Annotated in this window: 18 protein-coding genes and 1 rRNA gene; 11 read left to right on the forward strand and 8 right to left on the reverse strand. The window is 39.0% G+C overall.

Annotation, left to right across the window (positions count from 1 at the left end):
• The 7 genes from KSU66_RS11060 to dnaA all read right to left on the reverse strand — a co-directional run.
• Positions 1 to 237, reverse strand: a 16S ribosomal RNA gene (locus KSU66_RS11060); the annotation flags it as partial.
• An 864-nt stretch (positions 238 to 1,101) separates the two neighbouring features.
• On the reverse strand, positions 1,102 to 3,639 hold the full coding sequence (gene gyrA / locus KSU66_RS11065) for a DNA gyrase subunit A (RefSeq protein WP_269051523.1): 2,538 nt from the start codon (positions 3,637 to 3,639) through the stop codon (positions 1,102 to 1,104).
• A 184-nt stretch (positions 3,640 to 3,823) separates the two neighbouring features.
• The gene (gene gyrB, locus KSU66_RS11070) at positions 3,824 to 5,746 is read right to left on the reverse strand and encodes a DNA topoisomerase (ATP-hydrolyzing) subunit B (protein WP_269051809.1); all 1,923 of its coding nucleotides are present in this window, start codon (positions 5,744 to 5,746) and stop codon (positions 3,824 to 3,826) included.
• A gap of 111 nt (positions 5,747 to 5,857) precedes the next feature.
• Entirely contained in the window at positions 5,858 to 6,988 is a 1,131-nt protein-coding gene (gene recF / locus KSU66_RS11075) for a DNA replication/repair protein RecF (protein ID WP_269051524.1), read from the reverse strand.
• Positions 6,978 to 7,217, reverse strand: a complete 240-nt coding sequence (yaaA, locus tag KSU66_RS11080; RefSeq protein WP_269051525.1) for a S4 domain-containing protein YaaA — start codon at positions 7,215 to 7,217, stop codon at positions 6,978 to 6,980. Before yaaA ends, recF begins: the two co-directional genes overlap by 11 nt.
• A 97-nt stretch (positions 7,218 to 7,314) precedes the next feature.
• Positions 7,315 to 8,451 carry a DNA polymerase III subunit beta gene (gene dnaN / locus KSU66_RS11085; protein ID WP_269051526.1) on the reverse strand — a complete coding sequence of 379 codons (1,137 nt, stop codon included), beginning with the start codon at positions 8,449 to 8,451 and terminating at the stop codon, positions 7,315 to 7,317.
• 166 nt (positions 8,452 to 8,617) lie between these two features.
• On the reverse strand, positions 8,618 to 9,967 hold the full coding sequence (gene dnaA, locus KSU66_RS11090; RefSeq protein WP_269051527.1) for a chromosomal replication initiator protein DnaA: 1,350 nt from the start codon (positions 9,965 to 9,967) through the stop codon (positions 8,618 to 8,620).
• A 502-nt stretch (positions 9,968 to 10,469) separates the two neighbouring features.
• Here dnaA and rpmH point away from each other — a divergent pair.
• The 11 genes from rpmH to KSU66_RS11145 all read left to right on the forward strand — a co-directional run bounded on the left by rpmH (position 10,470) and on the right by KSU66_RS11145 (position 20,725).
• Positions 10,470 to 10,604 carry a 50S ribosomal protein L34 gene (rpmH, locus tag KSU66_RS11095; protein ID WP_269051528.1) on the forward strand — a complete coding sequence of 45 codons (135 nt, stop codon included), beginning with the start codon at positions 10,470 to 10,472 and terminating at the stop codon, positions 10,602 to 10,604.
• A gap of 185 nt (positions 10,605 to 10,789) precedes the next feature.
• Entirely contained in the window at positions 10,790 to 11,140 is a 351-nt protein-coding gene (rnpA, locus tag KSU66_RS11100; RefSeq protein ID WP_269051529.1) for a ribonuclease P protein component, read from the forward strand.
• A gap of 83 nt (positions 11,141 to 11,223) precedes the next feature.
• Entirely contained in the window at positions 11,224 to 11,994 is a 771-nt protein-coding gene (gene yidC / locus KSU66_RS11105) for a membrane protein insertase YidC (protein ID WP_269051530.1), read from the forward strand.
• Positions 11,991 to 12,773, forward strand: coding sequence for an RNA-binding cell elongation regulator Jag/EloR (gene jag / locus KSU66_RS11110; RefSeq protein ID WP_269051531.1), 783 nt, complete (start codon positions 11,991 to 11,993; stop codon positions 12,771 to 12,773). The genes yidC and jag overlap by 4 nt, the downstream gene beginning before the upstream one ends.
• Positions 12,774 to 12,970: 197 nt before the next feature.
• The gene (mnmE, locus tag KSU66_RS11115; protein WP_269051532.1) at positions 12,971 to 14,356 is read left to right on the forward strand and encodes a tRNA uridine-5-carboxymethylaminomethyl(34) synthesis GTPase MnmE; all 1,386 of its coding nucleotides are present in this window, start codon (positions 12,971 to 12,973) and stop codon (positions 14,354 to 14,356) included.
• Positions 14,357 to 14,379: 23 nt separating this feature from the next.
• On the forward strand, positions 14,380 to 16,269 hold the full coding sequence (mnmG, locus tag KSU66_RS11120; protein WP_269051533.1) for a tRNA uridine-5-carboxymethylaminomethyl(34) synthesis enzyme MnmG: 1,890 nt from the start codon (positions 14,380 to 14,382) through the stop codon (positions 16,267 to 16,269).
• Between the two features lie 101 nt (positions 16,270 to 16,370).
• Positions 16,371 to 17,087, forward strand: a complete 717-nt coding sequence (gene rsmG, locus KSU66_RS11125) for a 16S rRNA (guanine(527)-N(7))-methyltransferase RsmG (RefSeq protein WP_269051534.1) — start codon at positions 16,371 to 16,373, stop codon at positions 17,085 to 17,087.
• A 279-nt stretch (positions 17,088 to 17,366) separates the two neighbouring features.
• Positions 17,367 to 18,230 (forward strand): nucleoid occlusion protein, encoded by an 864-nt coding sequence (noc, locus tag KSU66_RS11130; protein WP_269051535.1) that lies wholly within the window; start codon positions 17,367 to 17,369, stop codon positions 18,228 to 18,230.
• Positions 18,231 to 18,367: 137 nt separating this feature from the next.
• A complete protein-coding gene (locus KSU66_RS11135; RefSeq protein ID WP_269051536.1) occupies positions 18,368 to 19,129 on the forward strand; it encodes a ParA family protein in 762 nt (253 codons plus the stop codon).
• Positions 19,122 to 19,958, forward strand: a complete 837-nt coding sequence (locus KSU66_RS11140; protein ID WP_269051537.1) for a ParB/RepB/Spo0J family partition protein — start codon at positions 19,122 to 19,124, stop codon at positions 19,956 to 19,958. Before KSU66_RS11135 ends, KSU66_RS11140 begins: the two co-directional genes overlap by 8 nt.
• A 62-nt stretch (positions 19,959 to 20,020) precedes the next feature.
• Complete coding sequence (locus tag KSU66_RS11145; RefSeq protein WP_269051538.1) at positions 20,021 to 20,725, forward strand: DUF554 domain-containing protein; 705 nt, start codon at positions 20,021 to 20,023, stop codon at positions 20,723 to 20,725.
• On the opposite strand, the gene yyaC is transcribed toward KSU66_RS11145, so the two are convergent.
• A complete protein-coding gene (gene yyaC / locus KSU66_RS11150) occupies positions 20,669 to 21,277 on the reverse strand; it encodes a spore protease YyaC (protein WP_269051539.1) in 609 nt (202 codons plus the stop codon). The genes KSU66_RS11145 and yyaC overlap by 57 nt on opposite strands.
• Positions 21,278 to 21,294 lie beyond the last annotated feature (17 nt).

The following is a 21,294-nucleotide window of genomic DNA, read 5'->3' on the forward strand; positions in this document are numbered from 1 at the left end:
CCTACAGTGACAGCCGAAACCGTCTTTCAGAGTTTGTCCATGCGGACAAACTGTTTATTCGGTATTAGCCCCGGTTTCCCGGAGTTATCCCCATCTGTAGGGCAGGTTGCCCACGTGTTACTCACCCATCCGCCGCTAATCTTTAAAGGAGCAAGCTCCTTTAAAGATTCGCTCGACTTGCATGTATTAGGCATGCCGCCAGCGTTCGTCCTGAGCCAGGATCAAACTCTCCATAATAGAAGAAAATGAATAGCTCATTTCTTGCTAGCAAAGAGGAATTGAATTCCTCTCCTTTGTTTCTGTTCGTTCGACGGAAATCGACTTACTTGGAAACGTTTATACTCTGTTCACCGAAGTGTTCCGAGTTGTAAGCTATTTAAGTGGAAACCACTCAAACGCTTCGTTGACGTTTTGCTGTTCAGTTTTCAAGGTTCATAAGATTCATTATAGTAAGGAACCGAACTGCATTCCTTTTCTATTTCGTTACTGGTTTTCCACAGCAACCTCTACATCATATCAAGTTACATTCAACTTGTCAACAACAATTTAAAATTTCTTTTTTATCGTTTGTTTCAGATGTTTGTTTCGGTTGATCGGACAACTTCTTAAATATAACAGCTTCTACTTCATAATGCAACCCTTTTTTAAAAAAACTATTTGGCACTAACTAGAATACTATATTGTTTATCCCTCAATCCGCGTTCTATAAGGCTTTCTTCATGATTTCATCATGGTTTTTTAATTGTTTCAAGTCTTGTCCAACTTTTCTGTTCAATATCCTGAAAGCACGAATACATATAAAAACCGGGTGTAGACGCCTTTCCAATGGCAACCAAAGCAAGTTAGAATAAGGTATCCGACTAAAAACACTTGGTGTTTGCGTAGGGTAACCTAGTTGATTGTAGTGGACAGCGTCCGCTTGCAACGGCAATCAACGGCTCGATAAAGCGATTATCATTGGACTTGTTCAAGTTAGTATCTTTAATTCAACACCTTGAATTAGGTCTTAAACCATCTTCCTTCTATAATAGGTTTAATTTAATCTATAAAAAAATCGTCGGTAATGGCATCTTGGCCACTCCGACGATTGCTAATTATACGTTAAGCTTCAGTTTCATCTTCTTCAACGGGATCTACTTCTTGTTTAACTTCATCTTCAGTAAATTCAGCCCCGTTGTTTTCATCAACGTTCTCTTCTTCATCTTCGTCCTCATCTTTTTCAACCTTGGCAACGGTTGCTACTAGTTCATCATCCCCAAGTCGAATGAGTCGGACACCTTGTGTGCTACGGCCGATTACGGAGATATCACTTATATCCATACGAATTAAAATTCCATTTATCGTAATTAACATAAGGTCTTCCGTACCATCTACGGCTTTCATTGCAACGAGTAAACCGTTTCGTTCAGTAACATTCAATGTTTTTAATCCGTAACCGCCACGGGATTGGATACGGTATTCTTCTATTGGTGTTCGTTTACCGAAACCTTTTTCAGTAACAACGAGTATCTCTTGGTCATCGTTTACAATATCCATACCTACTACAATATCGCCTTCTCGAAGACGTATACCACGAACACCACCAGCGGATCGACCCATTAAACGAATATCTGTTTCGTTAAATTTAATGAGCATCCCGTCTTTCGTTCCAATAACGACATCTTCATTACCATCTGTCATTTTAACTCCAATAAGTTCATCGTCGCCACGCAACGTAAGTGCAATCAGTCCATTTGAGCGGATATTTGCAAAGGCAGAGACGGGAGTTCGCTTGGCAACTCCGTTTTGAGTTACAAAGAAAAAGTACTTATCTTCTTCAAATTCCTCAACTGGTATCATAGCTGTTACTTTTTCGTCTTTGTCGACGCCTAATAAGTTTATGATAGGAAGTCCTTTTGCTGTACGACTAAACTCTGGGATTTGATAACCTTTTGTTCGGAATACACGTCCCCTGCTTGTAAAAAACAGGATGGTATCATGTGTGGATGTGTTCAATAGATGCTCTACGAAATCATCATCATTTGTTCCCATTCCTTGAATACCACGACCGCCCCGCCGTTGACTGCGGTATGTATTCGCGGGTAATCGCTTAATATATCCGTTATGAGTAAGCGTCAAGACTGAGTTTTCAACCGGAATTAGGTCTTCATCTTCAATCATCTCTGCTCCACCTAAAGTAATTTCTGTTCTGCGTTTGTCCGCAAAACGGGTTTTTACTTCAAGTAGTTCCTCACGAATAATTTCAAGAAGTTTTTCTTCGTCAGCAAGAATTGCTTTGAGTTCTGAAATAAGAACTTGCAAGGTATTGTATTCATCCTCAATTTTGTCGCGCTCAAGTCCTGTTAGACGTTGGAGACGCATATCAAGAATTGCCTGTGCTTGTCGATCCGATAAATTAAATTGGTCCATCAATCCAGTTTTGGCTTCGTCCGTTGTTTTCGACCCACGAATTAAAGTGATGATTGCATCGATATTATCAAGTGCAATACGAAGTCCTTCCAAAATGTGCGCACGGTCTTCAGCCCTTTTTAGGTCGTACTGAGTGCGTCTACGGATGACAACTTTCTGATGTTCAAGGTAATGATATAAGATTTCTTTTAACGCAAGAACTTTTGGCTGACCATCGACGAGTGCAAGCATGTTGACACCAAAGCTCGATTGAAGTGCTGTTTGCTTGTACAGGTTATTTAACAGTACGTTGGCATTTGCATCACGACGTACTTCCATGACGATACGCATTCCAGTACGATCCGATTCATCCCGCAAGTCAGTAATACCTTCAATCTTCTTATCACGAACGAGCTCTGCAATCTTTTCAATCAGACGTGCCTTGTTCACTTGGAACGGTAACTCGTTAACAAGGATGGTTTCCCTGCCGTTCGATTGTTGTTCAATTTCTACTTTTCCACGGATAAGGACTGAACCCCGCCCCGTTTCGTAAGCTCTTCTGATTCCACTACGCCCGAGAATGATTCCGCCCGTTGGAAAATCTGGGCCTGGAATAATTTCCATCAATTCATCCGTAGTAATCGCAGGATTATCCGCTAGTGCAAGAACAGCGTCAATTGTTTCTCCAAGATGATGTGGGGGAATGTTCGTTGCCATTCCAACCGCGATTCCCGTCGTCCCATTGACTAATAGGTTTGGATAACGACTTGGAAGAACGATTGGTTCCCTTTCCTGCCCATCATAGTTATCTTGATAATCGACAGTGTCTTTATTAATATCACGAAGAAGTTCCATCGCCATACGCGACATCCGTGATTCTGTATATCGCATCGCTGCGGCACCATCGCCATCGACTGAACCAAAGTTTCCGTGACCGTCGACTAGCATATAGCGGTAGTTAAAGTCTTGTGCCATCCGTACCATCGTGTCGTAAACTGCACTGTCACCGTGTGGGTGATACTTACCAATGACGTCCCCAACGATACGTGCGGATTTTTTATGTGGTTTATCCGCGGTATTTCCGAGATCCTGCATTGCATACAGAATCCGACGGTGAACCGGTTTCAAACCATCTCTCACATCGGGAAGCGCACGTGAAACGATAACACTCATTGCGTAATCAAGGAATGATGTCTTCATTTCCGTACTTATGTTAATCCCCTTCACACCACGTTTCGGCATATCTGCCATGTTGTTAAACTCCTTTCAACTCAACGATCCTAAAAAGGTAAATCAATTTCGCCTTGGTGTAATTGTGCCTAGATTTTGAATTGAGCTTGCTCAATTGGCTCCTTTTAAAATCCGTGGCATCCGCCGAGGGCTTTAACAGGGAGGTATTGAACTTCATTCCTTCCTGTTAAAAAGCTCATAATTATCATGTATCTATATTTTGTGCATATATTGCATTATCTTCGATGAATTTCCGACGTGGTTCGACTTCGTCACCCATAAGGTCTTGAAATGTTATGTCTGCAGCAAACGCGTCATCGAGTTCTACTTGAAGGAGTGTACGCTGACCTGGATCCATCGTTGTATCCCACAATTGTGTTGCATCCATCTCTCCAAGACCTTTATACCTTGTAATAACTGGTTTTGGCGTAGGTGATAATCGATTGATTATCTCTTGAAGTTCATCTTCAGTATAGCAATATTCTTGTATTTTTCCTTGTTTAACACGATACAAAGGGGGTTGTGCAATGTAAACATAACCAGCCTCGATAAGTGGTCGCATAAAACGGAAGAAAAACGTTAACAGAAGCGTACGAATATGCGCACCATCGACATCTGCATCCGTCATAATAACGAGTTTATGATAACGCGCTTTTGAAAGGTCGAATTCCTCTCCAATACCCGTGCCAAGAGCAGTAATCATCGCACGGATTTCAAGATTACCTAAAATCCGGTCAAGTCGAGCTTTTTCGACGTTCAAGATTTTTCCTCGAAGCGGGAGAATTGCTTGGAAATGACGATCGCGTCCCATTTTTGCAGAACCCCCCGCCGAGTCTCCTTCAACGATATATAATTCACTAATAGCTGGATCGCGTGAAGAACAATCTGCTAATTTACCCGGAAGACTTGACACTTCAAGGGCCGATTTTCTACGTGTAAATTCACGTGCATTTTTTGCAGCAAGACGCGCACGTGCAGCCATTAAGCTTTTCTCGGTAATTTGTTTTGCAGTTGACGGATTTTCAAGAAGAAAACGTTGCAATCCTTCTGAAAATAATGAGTTTGTTATCGTACTCACTTCAGAGTTTCCAAGTTTCGTCTTTGTTTGCCCTTCAAACTGTGGATCTGGATGTTTGATTGAGATAATTGCTGTCAAACCTTCACGTACATCGTCACCGGATAAGTTCGGATCAGCCTCTTTTAGTGCACCACTTTTTCGGGAGTAATCATTCACAACTCGTGTAAGTGCTGTTTTAAATCCCGATTCATGAGTTCCACCTTCGTACGTATTGATATTGTTAGCAAATGAAAATAGATTCTCTGCATAACCGCTATTATATTGCATCGCGATTTCAATTGAGATTCCGTCTTTTTCACCTTCAACAAAAATTGGCTCCTCGTGAATTGGTTCTTTGTTTTTATTCAAATGTTCAACGTAGGATTTAATCCCACCTTCGTAGTAATACATGTCTGTCCGTAACTCTTCTGTACGTTCATCTGTAATAGTTATTCGAAGACCACGGTTTAAATACGCAAGCTCCCGCAGGCGGTTAGCTAAAATATCGTATTCAAAGTGTGTGGATTCAGTAAAAATTTCGGCGTCAGGCTTGAAACGGACGCTTGTTCCTGTTTCATCTGCATCACCAATTACACTAAGTTCTTTTGTAGGTATTCCTTTTTTGAATTCAATGGAGTGAACTTTTCCATCACGTCTAACGAATACTTCCGTTTGTTCGGATAATGCATTCACAACGGCTGCACCGACGCCATGTAATCCACCTGAAACCTTATAACCCCCGCCGCCAAATTTACCTCCGGCATGCAGAACAGTCATAATTACTTCAACGGCTGGGCGACCCGTTGACTCTTGGGTTCCAACAGGAATACCCCGCCCATTATCATCGACACGAATCCAATCGTCTTTTTGCATTGTAACTTCTATATGATCGCAGTAACCTGCGAGTGCTTCGTCGATACTATTGTCGACAACTTCCCAAACGAGATGGTGAAGTCCTCTTGAACTTGTCGTCCCAATATACATACCGGGGCGTTTGCGGACAGCCTCAAGTCCTTCGAGCACTTGTATCTGATTTTCATCATAGGCCATCTGCATATCTTTCTCATCCATTGCCAAACTGTTCACCTTCCCTTTCTAACCCTATAGCAACTCAATATTCGAAGACAACGATTTTCATGGATGGACTATTCAACCCCATTCATGTGAAATCGTTAAAATTTGCTATTCCTCTACATTGACAGCTTTAGCTACTTCCCCAGCATTTACTTCGAATAAATCGGCTTGGCGGATTGTATCGTGATCAATTCCGGCAACATTCGTCGTCGTTACGAATGTTTGAACTTCCCCTTGAATAGTGTTCAATAAGTGGGATTGCCGGTAATCGTCAAGCTCAGACAAAACGTCATCCAAAAGCAAAACGGGTGCTTCACCTACTTCTTGTTTTACGAGTTCAATTTCCGCTAGTTTAAGCGACAGCGCAGTTGTACGTTGCTGCCCCTGTGAACCATAAGTTTGGATATCGTACCCATTCACATAAAAGTGAAGATCATCTCGATGTGGACCAATTAAAGTAAGACCGCGTTCTAGTTCACTACGCCTTCCTTCAATCAATCTTTTCTCAAGAAGTAGTTCCATTTCTTCAGTAGTCTGTCCTGAATCGAGTTCTTTTAGTGTTCCATAGGATACTTTAAGCGTTTCTTTTCCACGTGAAATACCTTTATGGATAGGCTCTGCCCATTTTTGTAAAAGTTCCATGAAATAAAACCGTTTACGAATAATTTGTATAGCTACTTGAATATACTGCTCTGTATACACGTCAAACATGACGTCTTTAAAATCTAATTTCCCACGATTGGCTTTCAAGATTGCATTTCGCTGTTTTAGAATCTTTTGGAATGTAAGAAGGTCATGGAGATAAGTAGGAGATATTTGTCCAATTTCCATATCAAGAAATCTTCTTCTTACTTGTGGACTCCCTTTCACAAGATTTAAGTCTTCTGGAGCAAACATAACAACATTTAGTTGTCCGATGTATAAGCTCAGACGTTTTTGTTCCAGGTGATTAACCCTTGCTCGCTTCCCTTTTTTTGAAAGAGTTAACTCAAGAGGTAGACGTCCATATTTACGCTGAATGTCTCCTTCTATTTTACCATATTCTTGGTCCCAGCGTATTAACTCACGATCATTTGATGTTCTGTGGGATTTCGCCATTGAAAGAACGTAGATTGCTTCCATGATGTTTGTTTTTCCTTGAGCATTTTCCCCGATTAAAACATTAATTTTCGGGGAAAAAGACAAATCAAGTGATGCATAGTTCCGATAATCTTTTAATGCAAGACGTTCAATATACATCTGGTGATCCAGTAACCATTCCGTGAATTTTAAAGTTTCCGACTCCTGGAATCGTTATTATATCTCCTTCGCGAAGTTTTTTACCCCGACGATTTTCTTTTTCATCATTTACATAAACAATGTGTTCCTCAAGAAACCATTTTGCCATGCCGCCCGAACTAATTGCATTCGTCATTTTCAAAAGCTGGCCAAGAGTTATAAACTCCGTATCAATTTTAAGTTCATTCATTTGCACTCAATCCTTCGTTTGTTAGTCTATCCTTCTATTTTACCTAACTTTCATCCATAAGTAAAAAGGATAGCCATTTAAGTGACTATCCTTTTACTTAGTATGTCCGTACGGGAAGGATGAGTTGTAGTATCGTGTCGTCATCAACGGATTTTAAAATGAATGGTCGCATCGCACCTGTGAATTGAATAAGTACATCTTGACCGTCAATTGCTCTTAGTGCATCCATCATATATTTAGCACTGAAAGAAATACTTAGATCATCTCCGGTTATACCGATAGCTTCCACTGTTTCTTCAACTTTCCCAACTTCAGGCGAATTCGATGATATATCAATGCTATTTCCACCAGTTGCAGAAAAACGAACAATATTATTTCTTTCTTCACGTGCAAGAAGTGAAGCTCTATCAATTGCTTGTAAAAGTGAACGTCCGTTAACCGTAATCGACGTTTTATATTCGTCGGGTATTAATCTAGACGTGTCGGGATAATTTCCCTCAAGCAAACGTGAGTAAAATAAAACATTTCTCGTTTTGAACAGTACTTGTTGGTCTGTGATTACTATTTCTACTGTTTCAGTATTATCGGGTAATACTTTATTTAGTTCTTGGAGACTTTTCCCCGGTATTACAAAACTAAATGACTCGGAAGGCATTTTTTCAGGTGTTGTTAGTCTTCTTGCAAGTCTATGGCTGTCTGTAGCTACACAAACAAGTTCTTCGTCGGTTACTTCCCAATGAACGCCTGTCAAAATAGGTCGAGTTTCTTGTTGTGATACGGCAAATACAGTTTCACGAATAATTGACTTCATAAGGTCAGATGGTAGTGAAAAGTAATTTTCATTATTTACGTCTGGAAGGATTGGATATTCTTCAGCGTCTGTTCCGATTAACTTGAAATCTGATTTACCCGAACGGATATGTGTTTGTAAACCGTCTTCAACTTCGATCATTACATCATTTGTTGGTAATTTACGAACAATTTCACTGAAAACTTTTGCTTGTAATACGATGTTCCCTTTTTTAAAAACACGAATTACTTGTTCCCCGTCTTTTTCTACAGGTAAAAATGTCCGGATTGTTATATCCGAATCACTTCCTGTCATCGTCATTCCTTTTTCATCTACTTCAATTTTAATCCCAGTCAAAATTGGATTTGCGACTTTTTGGCTAATTGCTTTCATAACGTCATTCAATGCATCTAGTAACTGATCTCTTACGATTTCAAATTTCATTTATTACCCTCGCTTATATATTAATGTATTAGTAATTAAATAGTAGTAATAGTAGTAGGGGCTGTGGATATGTTAGTAAGTAGTTTTTTCATAGTTGAGTAGAGGTTTTCCACATGTGCACAACCTGTTTACTAGTATGCTCAACTTATCCTATGTTACTAACAGGTCATCCTCTACCAAGTGAGTTTTTTATGTCTTGGACATCTTGTTGTAAAGCTTGGTCATCCTTTAACATTGTAGAAATTTTCTCGTGCGCATGAATAACAGTTGAGTGATCACGCCCTCCGAATTCAGATCCGATTTTAGGTAACGAGAAATCGGTAAGCTCTCTTGACAAATACATTGCTATTTGACGCGGAAAGGCCACTAAACGTGTTCTTTTCTTTGCAGAGAAGTCTTCAAGTCGCATATTAAAGTGTTCGCCGACTGTTTTTTGAATATCGAGTATTGTAACCGTGCGTGGCCTAGCGTTTGGAATGATTTCTTTTAATGCTTCTGTTGCTAAATCCATTGATATATCTTTATTGACAAGAGATGAATAAGCGACAACTCGTATAAGTGCGCCTTCCAATTCACGAATATTTGTGTCTATCTGACTTGCAATATAAGTCATTACTTCATTAGGAATATCAAGAAGTCCGTCTGCTTTGGCTTTCTTACGTAAAATTGCTATCCGTGTTTCTAAGTCAGGAGGGGTAATATCTGTAATAAGTCCCCACTCAAACCGGGATCTAAGGCGATCTTCTAACGTTGGAATTTCTTTTGGCGGTCGATCACTAGAAATAACAATTTGTTTGGATTCTTCGTGAAGCGTATTGAATGTATGAAAGAATTCTTCTTGAGTTTGTTCTTTTCCAGCAAGGAATTGAATATCATCTATTAGAAGCACGTCGACATTTCGATATCGATTACGGAATTCAACGGCTTTGTTATCTCGGATGGAGTTGATAAACTCATTTGTAAACTTTTCAGACGTCAAATAGACAACTTTAGCGTTCGGGTTCTGATCCATTACATAGTGTCCGATTGCATGCATTAAGTGGGTTTTACCTAAACCAACGCCACCGTATATAAACAGCGGATTGTATGCTTTTGCGGGGGCTTCAGCAACAGCGAGTGAAGCAGCATGTGCAAAACGGTTGCCGGAACCAATAACGAATGTATCGAATGTATATTTTGGATTAAGCATGCCGGATACAGTAGGCGGATTTGTTTTTTCTATTGGTTTTACAACAGGTTTAGGTACAGAGAAATCACTTTCTTCCATTTCTTTAGGTACGACAAACTGGATAAGCCTGTCCTCACCAGTCAATTCGGATAAAATACCCGTAATAAGATGTACATAATGGCTTTCTAACCAGTCTTTTGCGAATGAGTTTGGTGCGGCAATTGTAACGTTTTCTTCGCCATACGAGATTAACTTCGTCGATTTAAGCCAAGTCTCAAAACTTGGTCTCGAAATCTTCTGCTCAACCTTCGCCAAAACTTCCACCCATAATTCTTCTAAGTGTTCCAATATCGTGCCTCCCTTACAAATACAATAAAATGCGCAAGATATGTATTATACACAGATTCCACTCCTGTGGACAACAATTATGCAAAAGAGTGGAAAAAAGTATCCACAATGTATTAACAATTGTGGATAAGTGTTTTGCTATATAATTATATACACAGGAAATCATTCTTAATTGTAACAGGGAATGACGGATATTACAAGATGTTTAATACCTTATCCACAATGCCGTATCGTGTGGACAAAACCCTTATCCACAGCCATTAATATGTGAAGAAGGTGTCAATAAGTCCTGTGGATGAAAAAAATAAGAAAAATAATATACACGCTTTACTCCTCAGAACTAATTTAATGTTGTGGGTAACTTTTGCACGGAATTATTTAAAAACCAAAGAGAAAATGAATGACTTTTATTTAACAGTTGACAGAAGGACTAAAAAACAGCTATACTGTTCAAGACTGTCAGGGGAATAAACCTACAATCATGCAGGAGGTGTCTTAACAGATGAAACGTACATTCCAACCAAATACAAGAAAACGTAGTAAAGTTCACGGCTTCCGTGCGAGAATGAGCACGAAAAGCGGGCGCAGAATACTTGCAGCTCGTCGGCGCAAAGGAAGAAAAGTACTTTCAGCATAAGGCCACTGATACCTCAGTGGTCTTTTTTTTTTTAGAAGGAGTTTAAAAATCTGAAGTTGTATGGGATATGCTAACTTTTTAAGCGTTTAAGACCTCGTTATTTAGTAGACCTTGGTTTTTTTGCCCTTCTTTTGAACTTTTATTCAAATTAAAGAAAATTATATTGACGGAGCAGGTGTATTTAAATGAACAAACGCCAGCGAATAAAAAAGAACGAGGAATTTCAAAAGGTTTTTAAAAGTGGAAAGTCTTTTGCGAATCGACAGTTCATTGTTTATTGTTATCGAAAAGAAGAACAAACCGAATTTCGTATCGGACTTTCGGTCAGTAAAAAAGTAGGTAATGCGGTTACAAGAAACCGCATCAAGCGCTACGTAAGACAAGCATTCCTTGAAATGAAAGACGAACTGCAAAACAATATGGACTATGTTATTATCGCTCGACATCAGGCGGCCAAAATCGATTTTCACGAATCTAAAAAAAGTTTACAGCATGTTTTACGAATTGCACGAGTCTTAAAGAAGAATATTAAGTAGAATGCTTCATATGAAAATGATAAACTGAAATTATTGACCGTAAAGGTCTTACAATGGAAGAAGAATGATTTGGGGGAACCGATTTGAAGAAAAAGTTAGGGCTTCTGCTCATGTTGACGGCATTGTCTGTATTCCTTGCCGGGTGTTCAGAATTTAGAGATCCAATTTACGCCGACAGCGCAGGTTTTTGGAATGAATATATCGTTTGGCCATTAGTTTCACTCATTACATTGTTTAAAGACTTACTAGGTACATATGGATACGGAATTGTTGCTGTTACAATTATTATTCGATTGGTTTTATTGCCACTTATGATTAAACAAACAAAAAGCTCTAAAAAGATGCAAGAAATTCAACCTGAATTGAAAGCACTTAAAGAGAAGTACAAATCGAAAGATGCTGTTACTCAAGAGAAATACCGCACTGAAATGCAAAAGATTATGTCCGAACGCAAGATTAATCCTGCAGCGGGTTGTTTACCAGTATTTATTCAAATGCCTATCCTAATCGGCTTCTATCATGCGATAAGCCGAATGAATAGTACACCGGAAATTGAAATTGGGAAATTCCTTTGGTTTGAACTTGGCGTGCCAAGTATTACACTTGCAGTTTTAGCGGGACTTATGCAATTCGCTGTACTTCGTACTGGACCAGCGATGGATAATCCACAAATGAAAATGATGATGTACATTATGCCATTTATGATTATGGGCTTTGGTACATTCTTGCCGGCAGCACTCGCACTTTATTGGGTAATCGGTAACTTCATCTCTATTATTCAAAATATTTTCATATACAAGCCGTTTAAGAAAAAAGAAGTGGAGCCTATAAAAGTAGGAGGGAAAAGAAAATGAAAAAAGTGACGCGAAAGGGAGCCAACGTTGAGGAGGCAATTTCAGCAGCTTTAAAAACACTTAATGTAACACGTGACCAAGTGGAAGTTGAAGTGATCGATAAAGGGAAAAAAGGATTTCTCGGTTTCGGTGCAAAAGATGCTGAAGTAACCGTGACCGTCATAAAAGTAGTTGAATCTTTTCCAATTAAAGAAAAAACAATGCCCGCAATAGCTAAGGAAACAATTGAAGCGGAAGTTTTAACGGATTCCGAGGAAACGACCGAAGTAAAAACGGGTGGATCTGCGGTACTTCTTGAAAAAGTGGATTTAGAAAAGTCCCAAGATAAAGATGCAATTACGGAAACGAAGCAATACTTACAGAAAATAGCCGAAGAGATGGGTATAAAGGATCTCAAAGTTACCCATGAAACGGACGGGAAGTATGTAACATTCCAGCTTGAAAGTAGTAAAGCGGCTCTTTTAATTGGTAAACGAGGACAAACGTTGAATGCATTGCAACAATTATCGCACCTCGTTGCCAATAAATATGCCAATCAGTTTAAAGTAGTTCGAATCGATGTAGGTGATTACCGTGATCGAAGAGAACAGTCCTTAGAACAACTAGCCAATCGAATGGCAGACAAAGCTGTCAGGACAGGACAAAAAGTCCAACTTGAACCGATGCCGTCTTACGAAAGAAAAGTAATTCATCATGCATTGTCAAACAGACTCGATATTGAAACGTATTCAGAAGGAAAGGATCCTTATAGGTATCTTACAATTGAACGAATGCGGTAAAAAAGTCCCGACAAGGAAGCAAAAAACTTCTTTTGTCGGGATTTTTTTTATTGTATTAACATATATTGATGAATTGTCCACATTAATTAGCCCTAGTATTTTGAGATGGGGTGTATTTGTGGTACTATTTTATGTTAGATAGTCATGTCTGGAATACGTTATGCACATGTGAATAACTAAGCTAGGAAGGTGAAGAAGTGCACTTTGATACAATAGCCGCCATTTCTACCCCAATGGGAGAAGGCGCAATCGCAATCGTCAGGTTAAGTGGGGACGAAGCTATCCAAATAGCTGATCGGATTTTCCGTTCACCAAGTGGAAAAAGTTTATTAAATGAACAATCACATACAATTCATTACGGTCATTTAACAGATCCATCCTCGGGTGAAACTGTTGAAGAGGTAATGGTATCTTTGATGAAAGAACCAAAAACATTTACACGCGAAGATGTTGTTGAAGTAAATTGTCATGGTGGACTTGTTTCTGTTAATCGTGTTCTTGAACTTGTGCTAAGAGAAGGAGCGCGTCTTGCAGAACCGGGTGAGTTTACAAAACGTGCATTTTTAAATGGACGAATTGACCTTTCGCAGTCAGAAGCGGTCATGGACCTTATACGCGCGAAGACAGATCGCGCTATGAACGTTGCGCTTAACCAAATGGAAGGTAAACTTTCTAGGTTAATTAAACAGTTAAGACTTGCACTCGTTGAGACATTAGCACAAGTCGAAGTGAAAATAGATTACCCTGAATACGATGAAGTCGAAGAAACGACAGTCCCGTATATGATTGAAAAGTGCACATGGGTAAAAGAAGAAATTGATAAACTACTTCGTACTTCCGCACAAGGTAAGATTTTACGGGAAGGACTTGCTACAGTTATTGTGGGAAGACCTAACGTAGGCAAGTCTTCACTCTTAAATAGTCTTGTCCAAGAAAATAAAGCAATTGTAACTGACATAGCGGGAACAACCCGTGATATTATAGAAGAGTACGTCAATGTAAGAGGTGTACCACTTCGTCTTGTAGACACTGCCGGTATCCGGGAAACAGAAGATATTGTTGAACGGATTGGTGTTGAAAGGTCAAGGCAAGTATTGAAGGAAGCCGATTTAATTCTTCTCGTTTTGAACAGTGCGGAAGAGCTTTCGGTGGAAGATGAACGTCTCTTTACGGCAGTATCCGGAATGGATAAGATTGTCGTTGTGAATAAAACAGATCTGGAACAAAAAATAGATTTAGCAAAAGTAAAAGAACTTACAGATGATGCCACAATTGTGACAACGTCACTTTTGGCAGATGAAGGAATAGATGAGCTTGAAGAAGCGATTGCGGGACTCTTTTTCGAAGGCAATATAGAATCAGAGGACTTAACATACGTTTCAAACGCTAGACATATTGCATTGCTGCATAAAGCACGAACGACGATTGAAGAAGCGCTTGGAGCTGCCGAAATTGGTATCCCAATAGATATGATTCAAATCGATGTCACAAGAACATGGGAAATTCTCGGAGAAATTATTGGAGATACTGTGCAAGAAGGTTTAATTAATGAATTGTTTTCACGTTTTTGCCTCGGAAAATAGATTATAGAAAGAAGGATATGAACATGCCAAAATTTGAAGCAGGCACGTTCGATTGTATAGTCATCGGAGCCGGCCACGCCGGTGTGGAAGCAGCTTTAGCTGCTGCCCGAATGGGTGCATCGACATTGGTTTTAACATTAAATATAGATATGGTTGCTTTTATGCCATGTAATCCATCAATTGGCGGTCCAGCTAAAGGAATCGTTGTAAGAGAAATTGACGCTCTTGGCGGCGCTATGGGAAAAGTAATTGACAAAACGCATATCCAAATGCGCATGTTGAATACAGGAAAAGGTCCAGCTGTTCGCGCACTTCGCGCACAATTGGACAAAGTTCTTTACCAACAGGAAATGAAAAGAATTCTTGAAGAAACAGAAAACTTAACACTTCGTCAAGCGGCGGTTGAAGAACTTATTATAGAAGACGGTGAAGTAAAAGGCCTTATTACACAAATAGGCGCAGTATATCGTGCAAAGACAGTCCTCGTTACGACAGGGACATTTTTACGTGGGGAAATTATTATTGGAGATATTAGATATTCCAGTGGACCAAATAATCAGATGCCATCCATTAAACTTGCAGACAGTCTACGTGAGCTTGGCTTCGATATGGTCCGCTTTAAAACAGGAACACCACCGCGTATTAATAGCAAAACGATTGACTATAGTCAAACAGAAATTCAACCGGGCGATGATGTACCACGAGCATTTAGCTATGAAACGACAGAATTTATTATGGATCAATTACCTTGCTGGCTGACGTATACTTCTCCGCGAACGCATGAGCTTATTAACGAGAACCTCCATTTGTCACCGATGTATTCGGGGGAAATAAAAAGTGCATCACCGAGTTATTGTCCGTCAATTGAAGATAAAATCGTCCGTTTTAACGATAAATCGCGCCATCAAATTTTCTTGGAACCTGAAGGACGTAATACGAATGAGGTTTATGTTCAAGGGCTCTCCACAAGTTTACCTGAACATGTTCAAAAGCAACTTATTGAAAGTGTGCCGGGACTAGAAAAAGCTGAAATGATGCGTGCTGGATATGCAATTGAATATGATTCAATTGTACCGACACAACTAAAGCCAACACTTGAAACGAAAAAGATTCGTAATCTTTATACGGCAGGTCAATTGAATGGAACATCCGGCTATGAAGAGGCCGCGGGACAAGGACTAATGGCTGGTATTAATGCCGCAGCGCGCGCGCTCGGTAAAGAAGAATTGGTGCTTGGACGTGCGGATGGATACATCGGAGTGTTAATAGATGATCTTGTTACAAAAGGGACAAGTGAGCCATACAGATTACTTACATCACGTGCAGAATATCGCCTCTTGCTTCGACATGACAATGCTGATTTACGTCTAACTGAAATTGGCTACGGATTGGGTCTCATAAGTGAAGAAAGATATGCAGCTTACACGATAAAAAAACAACAAATAGAAGATGAAGTAGTAAGGCTTCGCAAAATAACGGTAAAACCTGAAGAACATGTCCATGAAATTATGCGCGAAACGAAAGGGTCTGAACTGAAAGAACCGATGAAGGCGGCAAACCTTTTAAAACGCCCTGAAATTACTTACAAACAGATTGGAAGAATCGTTCCTCCTGAACAACAATTATCAGAAGAAGTACAAGAGCAAGTTGAAATACGTATAAAATACGAAGGTTATATCGAGAAATCGATGCAACAAGTTGAAAGAATGAAGAAGATGGAAGACAAAAAGATACCAGACAATATTGATTACGACGCGATTTCAGGAATTGCGAATGAAGCAAAAGTAACATTAAAGAAAGTAAGACCACTTTCAATTGCACAAGCTTCACGTATGCCAGGTGTTAACCCAGCCGATATATCCATTTTGCTTGTTTACATCGAACATGGAAGAATTGCTAAAGTGACTAGCTAATTTATAAACTGATGTGGATTCTTTTCTGCGTCAGTTTTTATTAGATATCTAATGGGTTTACCAAAGTACTTGTGCTTTTCTTAATAGGGGGAGGAAATACGATGAACGAAGAACAATTTTTTGAAGCATTGAAGCAAAAAGGAATTGAATTGGACTCCTTTCAACAATCCCAATTCAATACGTATTATGAAACACTTGTCGAGTGGAACGAAAAAATGAATCTAACAGCGATCACAGATGGACCTTCTGTTTATTTGAAACATTTTTATGACTCTATATCCGCAGCATTTTTCAATAATTTTAGTGAAAGAAAAACAATATGTGATGTAGGAGCAGGAGCAGGATTTCCAAGTATTCCATTGAAAATTTGTTTTCCTAACCTCGAAGTGACTATTGTAGATTCGCTTAATAAACGAATTGGATTTTTAGAACATTTGGCGAGTGAACTTAAACTTGAAAACGTTCATTTCGTTCATGCGAGGGCGGAAGACTTTGGACAAAACCCTGCCTACCGTGAAAAGTTTGACTTTGTTACTGCGAGAGCGGTTGCAAGACTTTCTGTTCTTGCGGAACTTTGTGTACCTCTCGTTAAAAAGGGTGGATTGTTTATATCAATGAAAGGTGCGGCAGCCGAAGACGAACTAGCAGATGCAGTTAAAGCACTCTCGGTTCTTGGTGCCACGCTTAAAGAGGAACATTCTTTTAATTTACCTAAAGAGAATAGTGAACGGAATATTAGCATTTTTGAAAAAACTAAAAGCACGCCTAAAAAGTATCCACGTAAACCAGGAATACCAAATAAGACTCCTATTCAATAATAATACGTTTCACGTGGAACAAATTATAAAGGGTATACTATAATTATGCCGAATCAAATCAAGAGGGATTTTTATAAATTGAATGTATAAATAACTATATAGGTTGAACTAAAAAATGTAACACCTAGTTAATTGTAGCGGAAAGCATCCGCTTGAAACGGAAATCAACGGCCCGATAAAGCGATCATCATTGGACTTTTTTCGGGGCAGAATATTTAATTCAACTTATATATATAAATTATATGCAACAGGAGTAGTTTTGAAAAGGTGGTGCCGAGAATGAAAAGTCCTTTTTCACGTTTTTTTGGTAGTGGAGAAAAAGCTGATGCATTGGAAGAAATCGTTGAAGGAAAGCATCATGAACAAATTGAACAAGTAAAAATCGAGTTGATAACGCCGAATAAATATCAACCGCGATCAATTTTTTCTGAAGAAAAAATCGAAGAACTGGCAAGAACAATTCATACACACGGCGTCATTCAACCAATTGTTATTCGACCAGTAGAAGGAAACAGATATGAAATAATTGCAGGGGAACGTAGATACCGAGCCATTAAAACACTTGGATGGACTGAAGTACCTGCAATTATTCGTGACCTTGATGATAAAGAAACGGCATCTATTGCACTTATAGAAAACTTGCAGCGCGAAGAGTTAACCGCTATTGAAGAAGCATATGCTTATGAGAAGTTACTTGAACTTCATTCATTAACACAGGAAGCGTTAGCACAGAGATTAGGAAAAGGTCAGTCAACAGTTGCAAATAAACTACGTTTACTGAAACTACCCGATGAAATAAAAAATGCTGTGATGACAAAAGAATTATCGGAGAGACACGCAAGGGCATTAATTTCTATAAAGGATTCCGATTTACAACTTATAGTTTTTAAAAATGCTATCGAAGAACAACTGAATGTAAAACAATTAGAAAAACGAATACAAGAAGTTTTAAATCCAAAAGAAGAAGTAGTAAAAAAGCAAACTGCAAAAAGAAAGTCGGTTAGTAGAGATGTTCGAATTGCAGTAAATACAATACGACAATCATTAGCATTGGTAACGAAAAGTGGAATGGATTTAAATACAGAAGAAGAGGATTCTGAGGATTTTTACATAATTACTGTAAAGATTCCGAAGAAAAAGTAGAGAAACTTTTGCGAGAAAACGGCAAGAGTTTTTTGTCTATATGGTTATTCACACAACGTCCACTTAATTTGCTAAAATAGAAAGTAGACGAATAGAATGTATGATTACATTTTAGATGTATGAAAGCAGGTGCAAGCGTGGGTAGAATTATAGCAATTGCCAACCAAAAGGGCGGGGTCGGTAAAACGACGACATCGGTAAACTTGAGTGCTTGCCTTGCTCATTTAGGCAAAAAAGTTCTTTTGATAGATAGTGATCCACAAGGAAATGCAACGAGTGGGGTAGGTGTCAATAAAGGTGATGCACATATGTGTATTTACGATGTTTTAATAGACGATAAAGATATAAAAGATGTAATTTTATCAACGAAAATAGAAAACCTTGATATTGTTCCCGCTACAATTTCATTGGCTGGTGCAGAAATTGAACTTGTGTCGACTATATCAAGAGAAGTACGGATGAAACATGCAATACAAGAAACAAAAGGTATGTATGACTATGTGATTATTGACTGCCCGCCGTCACTTGGTTTACTCACAATTAATGCACTTACAGCATCTGATGCGATACTTATTCCAGTCCAGTGTGAATATTATGCACTTGAAGGATTAAGTCAATTATTAAGTACGATAAGGCTCGTTCAAAAACATTTAAACGAAGATTTGATGATTGAAGGCGTACTGTTAACGATGTTTGATGCACGAACTAATTTAGGCATTCAAGTAATTGAAGAAGTGAAAAAGTACTTTCAAGATAAAGTATACGGAACAATTATACCTAGAAACGTTCGATTAGGTGAAGCACCGAGTCACGGAGAACCAATTATTACTTATGATGCTAAATCACGTGGTGCAGAGGCATATTTAGAGTTAGCAAAGGAAGTGGTACACAATGGCTAAAGGCCTTGGAAAAGGGTTGAGTGCTTTATTTCCGGGAGAGTCACTCTCCAAAGCGGAGTCGGTGGAAAACATTAATGTAAAAAGTATAAAAGTAAATCCGTACCAGCCAAGAAAGATATTCGATGAAAATGCAATCATTGAATTAAGTAATTCGATTAAAGAACACGGTATTCTCCAACCTATCATACTTCGAAAAAAAGGGATGACTTATGAAATTGTCGTTGGTGAAAGACGATTTCGTGCAGCAAAACTAGCAGGCCTCAAGGAGATTTCAGCAGTTGTTCGAAATCTTACCGATGAAGAAACGATGGAATTCGCTATCCTTGAAAACTTGCAAAGAGAAGACCTTACTCCAATTGAAGAAGCAGAAGCTTATCAAAACCTCATGGAGAATTTAAAAATTACACAAGAACAACTTGCATTCCGACTAGGTAAAAGTAGATCCCATATAGCTAACCACATCAGATTGCTTTCCCTTCCGGAAAAAGTCCGACTTTATATTATGGAAGGTACTTTGTCGATGGGACATGGACGCACCTTACTCGGTTTACAAAAAAAAGAACAGATTTTCCCTGTCGCAGAACATGTATTAAAAGAAGGATTAAACGTTCGCCAACTTGAAAAGCTTGTCCAAAAGATGAATGAAGATGTTCCACGTGAAACAAAAGCGAAGAAGAAAGATATATTTATAGCAGAACATGAATCGAATCTTAGAGATTACTTTGGGACAAGTGTGACTATTAGTAAAAGTAAGAATAAAGGGAAAATAGAAATAGAGTTTTTCTCTGAAGAGGATTTAGAACGAATCCTTGAATTATTGAATGAATAAATCAATACCTATTTTGCGTACTTGCAAAATAGGTATTATTTTTAACGGGCGGATGTGAATCTATGATTTTGTTTGGCACAATCGTTAATACGTTGTTAATTATTATTGGAACTATAATTGGTCGTTTTTTACATAATATACCGGAACGTATGAAAGAAACCGTTATGTACGGAATTGGTTTGGCAGTCACTGTAATTGGTATTCAAATGACATTTGAAAGTACACAAATACTTATTGTTATTGTTAGCATTGTGTTCGGCGCAGTGATTGGAGAATGGGTAGATCTCGACGCTAAAGTAAATAAACTTGGAGAATGGATCGAAAGCAAACTGCCAGCGCGTAGGGAAGGACCAAGTATTGCACAAGGTTTTGTAACTGCAACGCTTATTTTTGTTGTAGGTTCTATGGCAATAATTGGTGCAATTGATAGTGGGCTTCGAAATGATCATGATGTACTTATTATGAAAGGTATTATTGATGGGTTTGCTTCCATTATTTTAAGTTCAACGCTCGGTATAGGTGTTATTTTCGCAGCAATACCGGTGTTTCTATATCAAACGGTTATTACACTTTTTGCTACTCAAATGAGTCGATTTATTCCGGATGCGTTATTGGAGTTCTTTATAGCTGAAATGACGGCAACGGGTGGACTTATGATAGTGGCAATTGGTTTGAATTTGATTGGTTTGACTAAAATAAGGGTTGCCAATTTAATTCCCGGTATTCTCATTGTAAGTATTGTCGTAGGAGTTGTTTATGCACTGTGATTGGGATCGATTGGATGCCAGTTGAAGTGCAAGGGCAAGGGTGCGACTCATTTCAAAGGGAAGATGCAACCTGGTGCTTTGTAATACAGCGTGTTCCATAAAACCGGCGATATTAACAATGCCTTTAATTGAAACGTTGCCAACAGAAGGTAATTTTTTGCCCACTGCTTTACCCGGTTGAATGGGTCCTTCGTGAAAAAGAAGTTGTCCGATAGAACTACTTTTTCCGAGACAAGCATCGATTGCAATAATATAAGCGGCGGGATTCAATTCTGTTGTTTCGTCTATTTGTTGTTGTAAGTTAAGTGCGTGTAGTGGACTCTCCAACGTTCCGATGACAGTATAAGGGAAAGTTTGTAATTCCAAAAGGCGTGAACCTGTCAATGGTCCGAAGGAGTCGCCGGTAGAGCGATCTGTCCCGATACAAAAAAAGATAAGATTGGAAGAGTTGAATGGAATGTGTTTAAGAAGTAAAGTACTTAACTTCCGGATCGCATCTGTTTCTTTGAAGTGAACCCGATAATTATACGTTGATGAAGGAGCAGCTTTCATGACAAAACTCCATTCCT

The organism is Sporosarcina sp. G11-34, assembly GCF_026931025.1.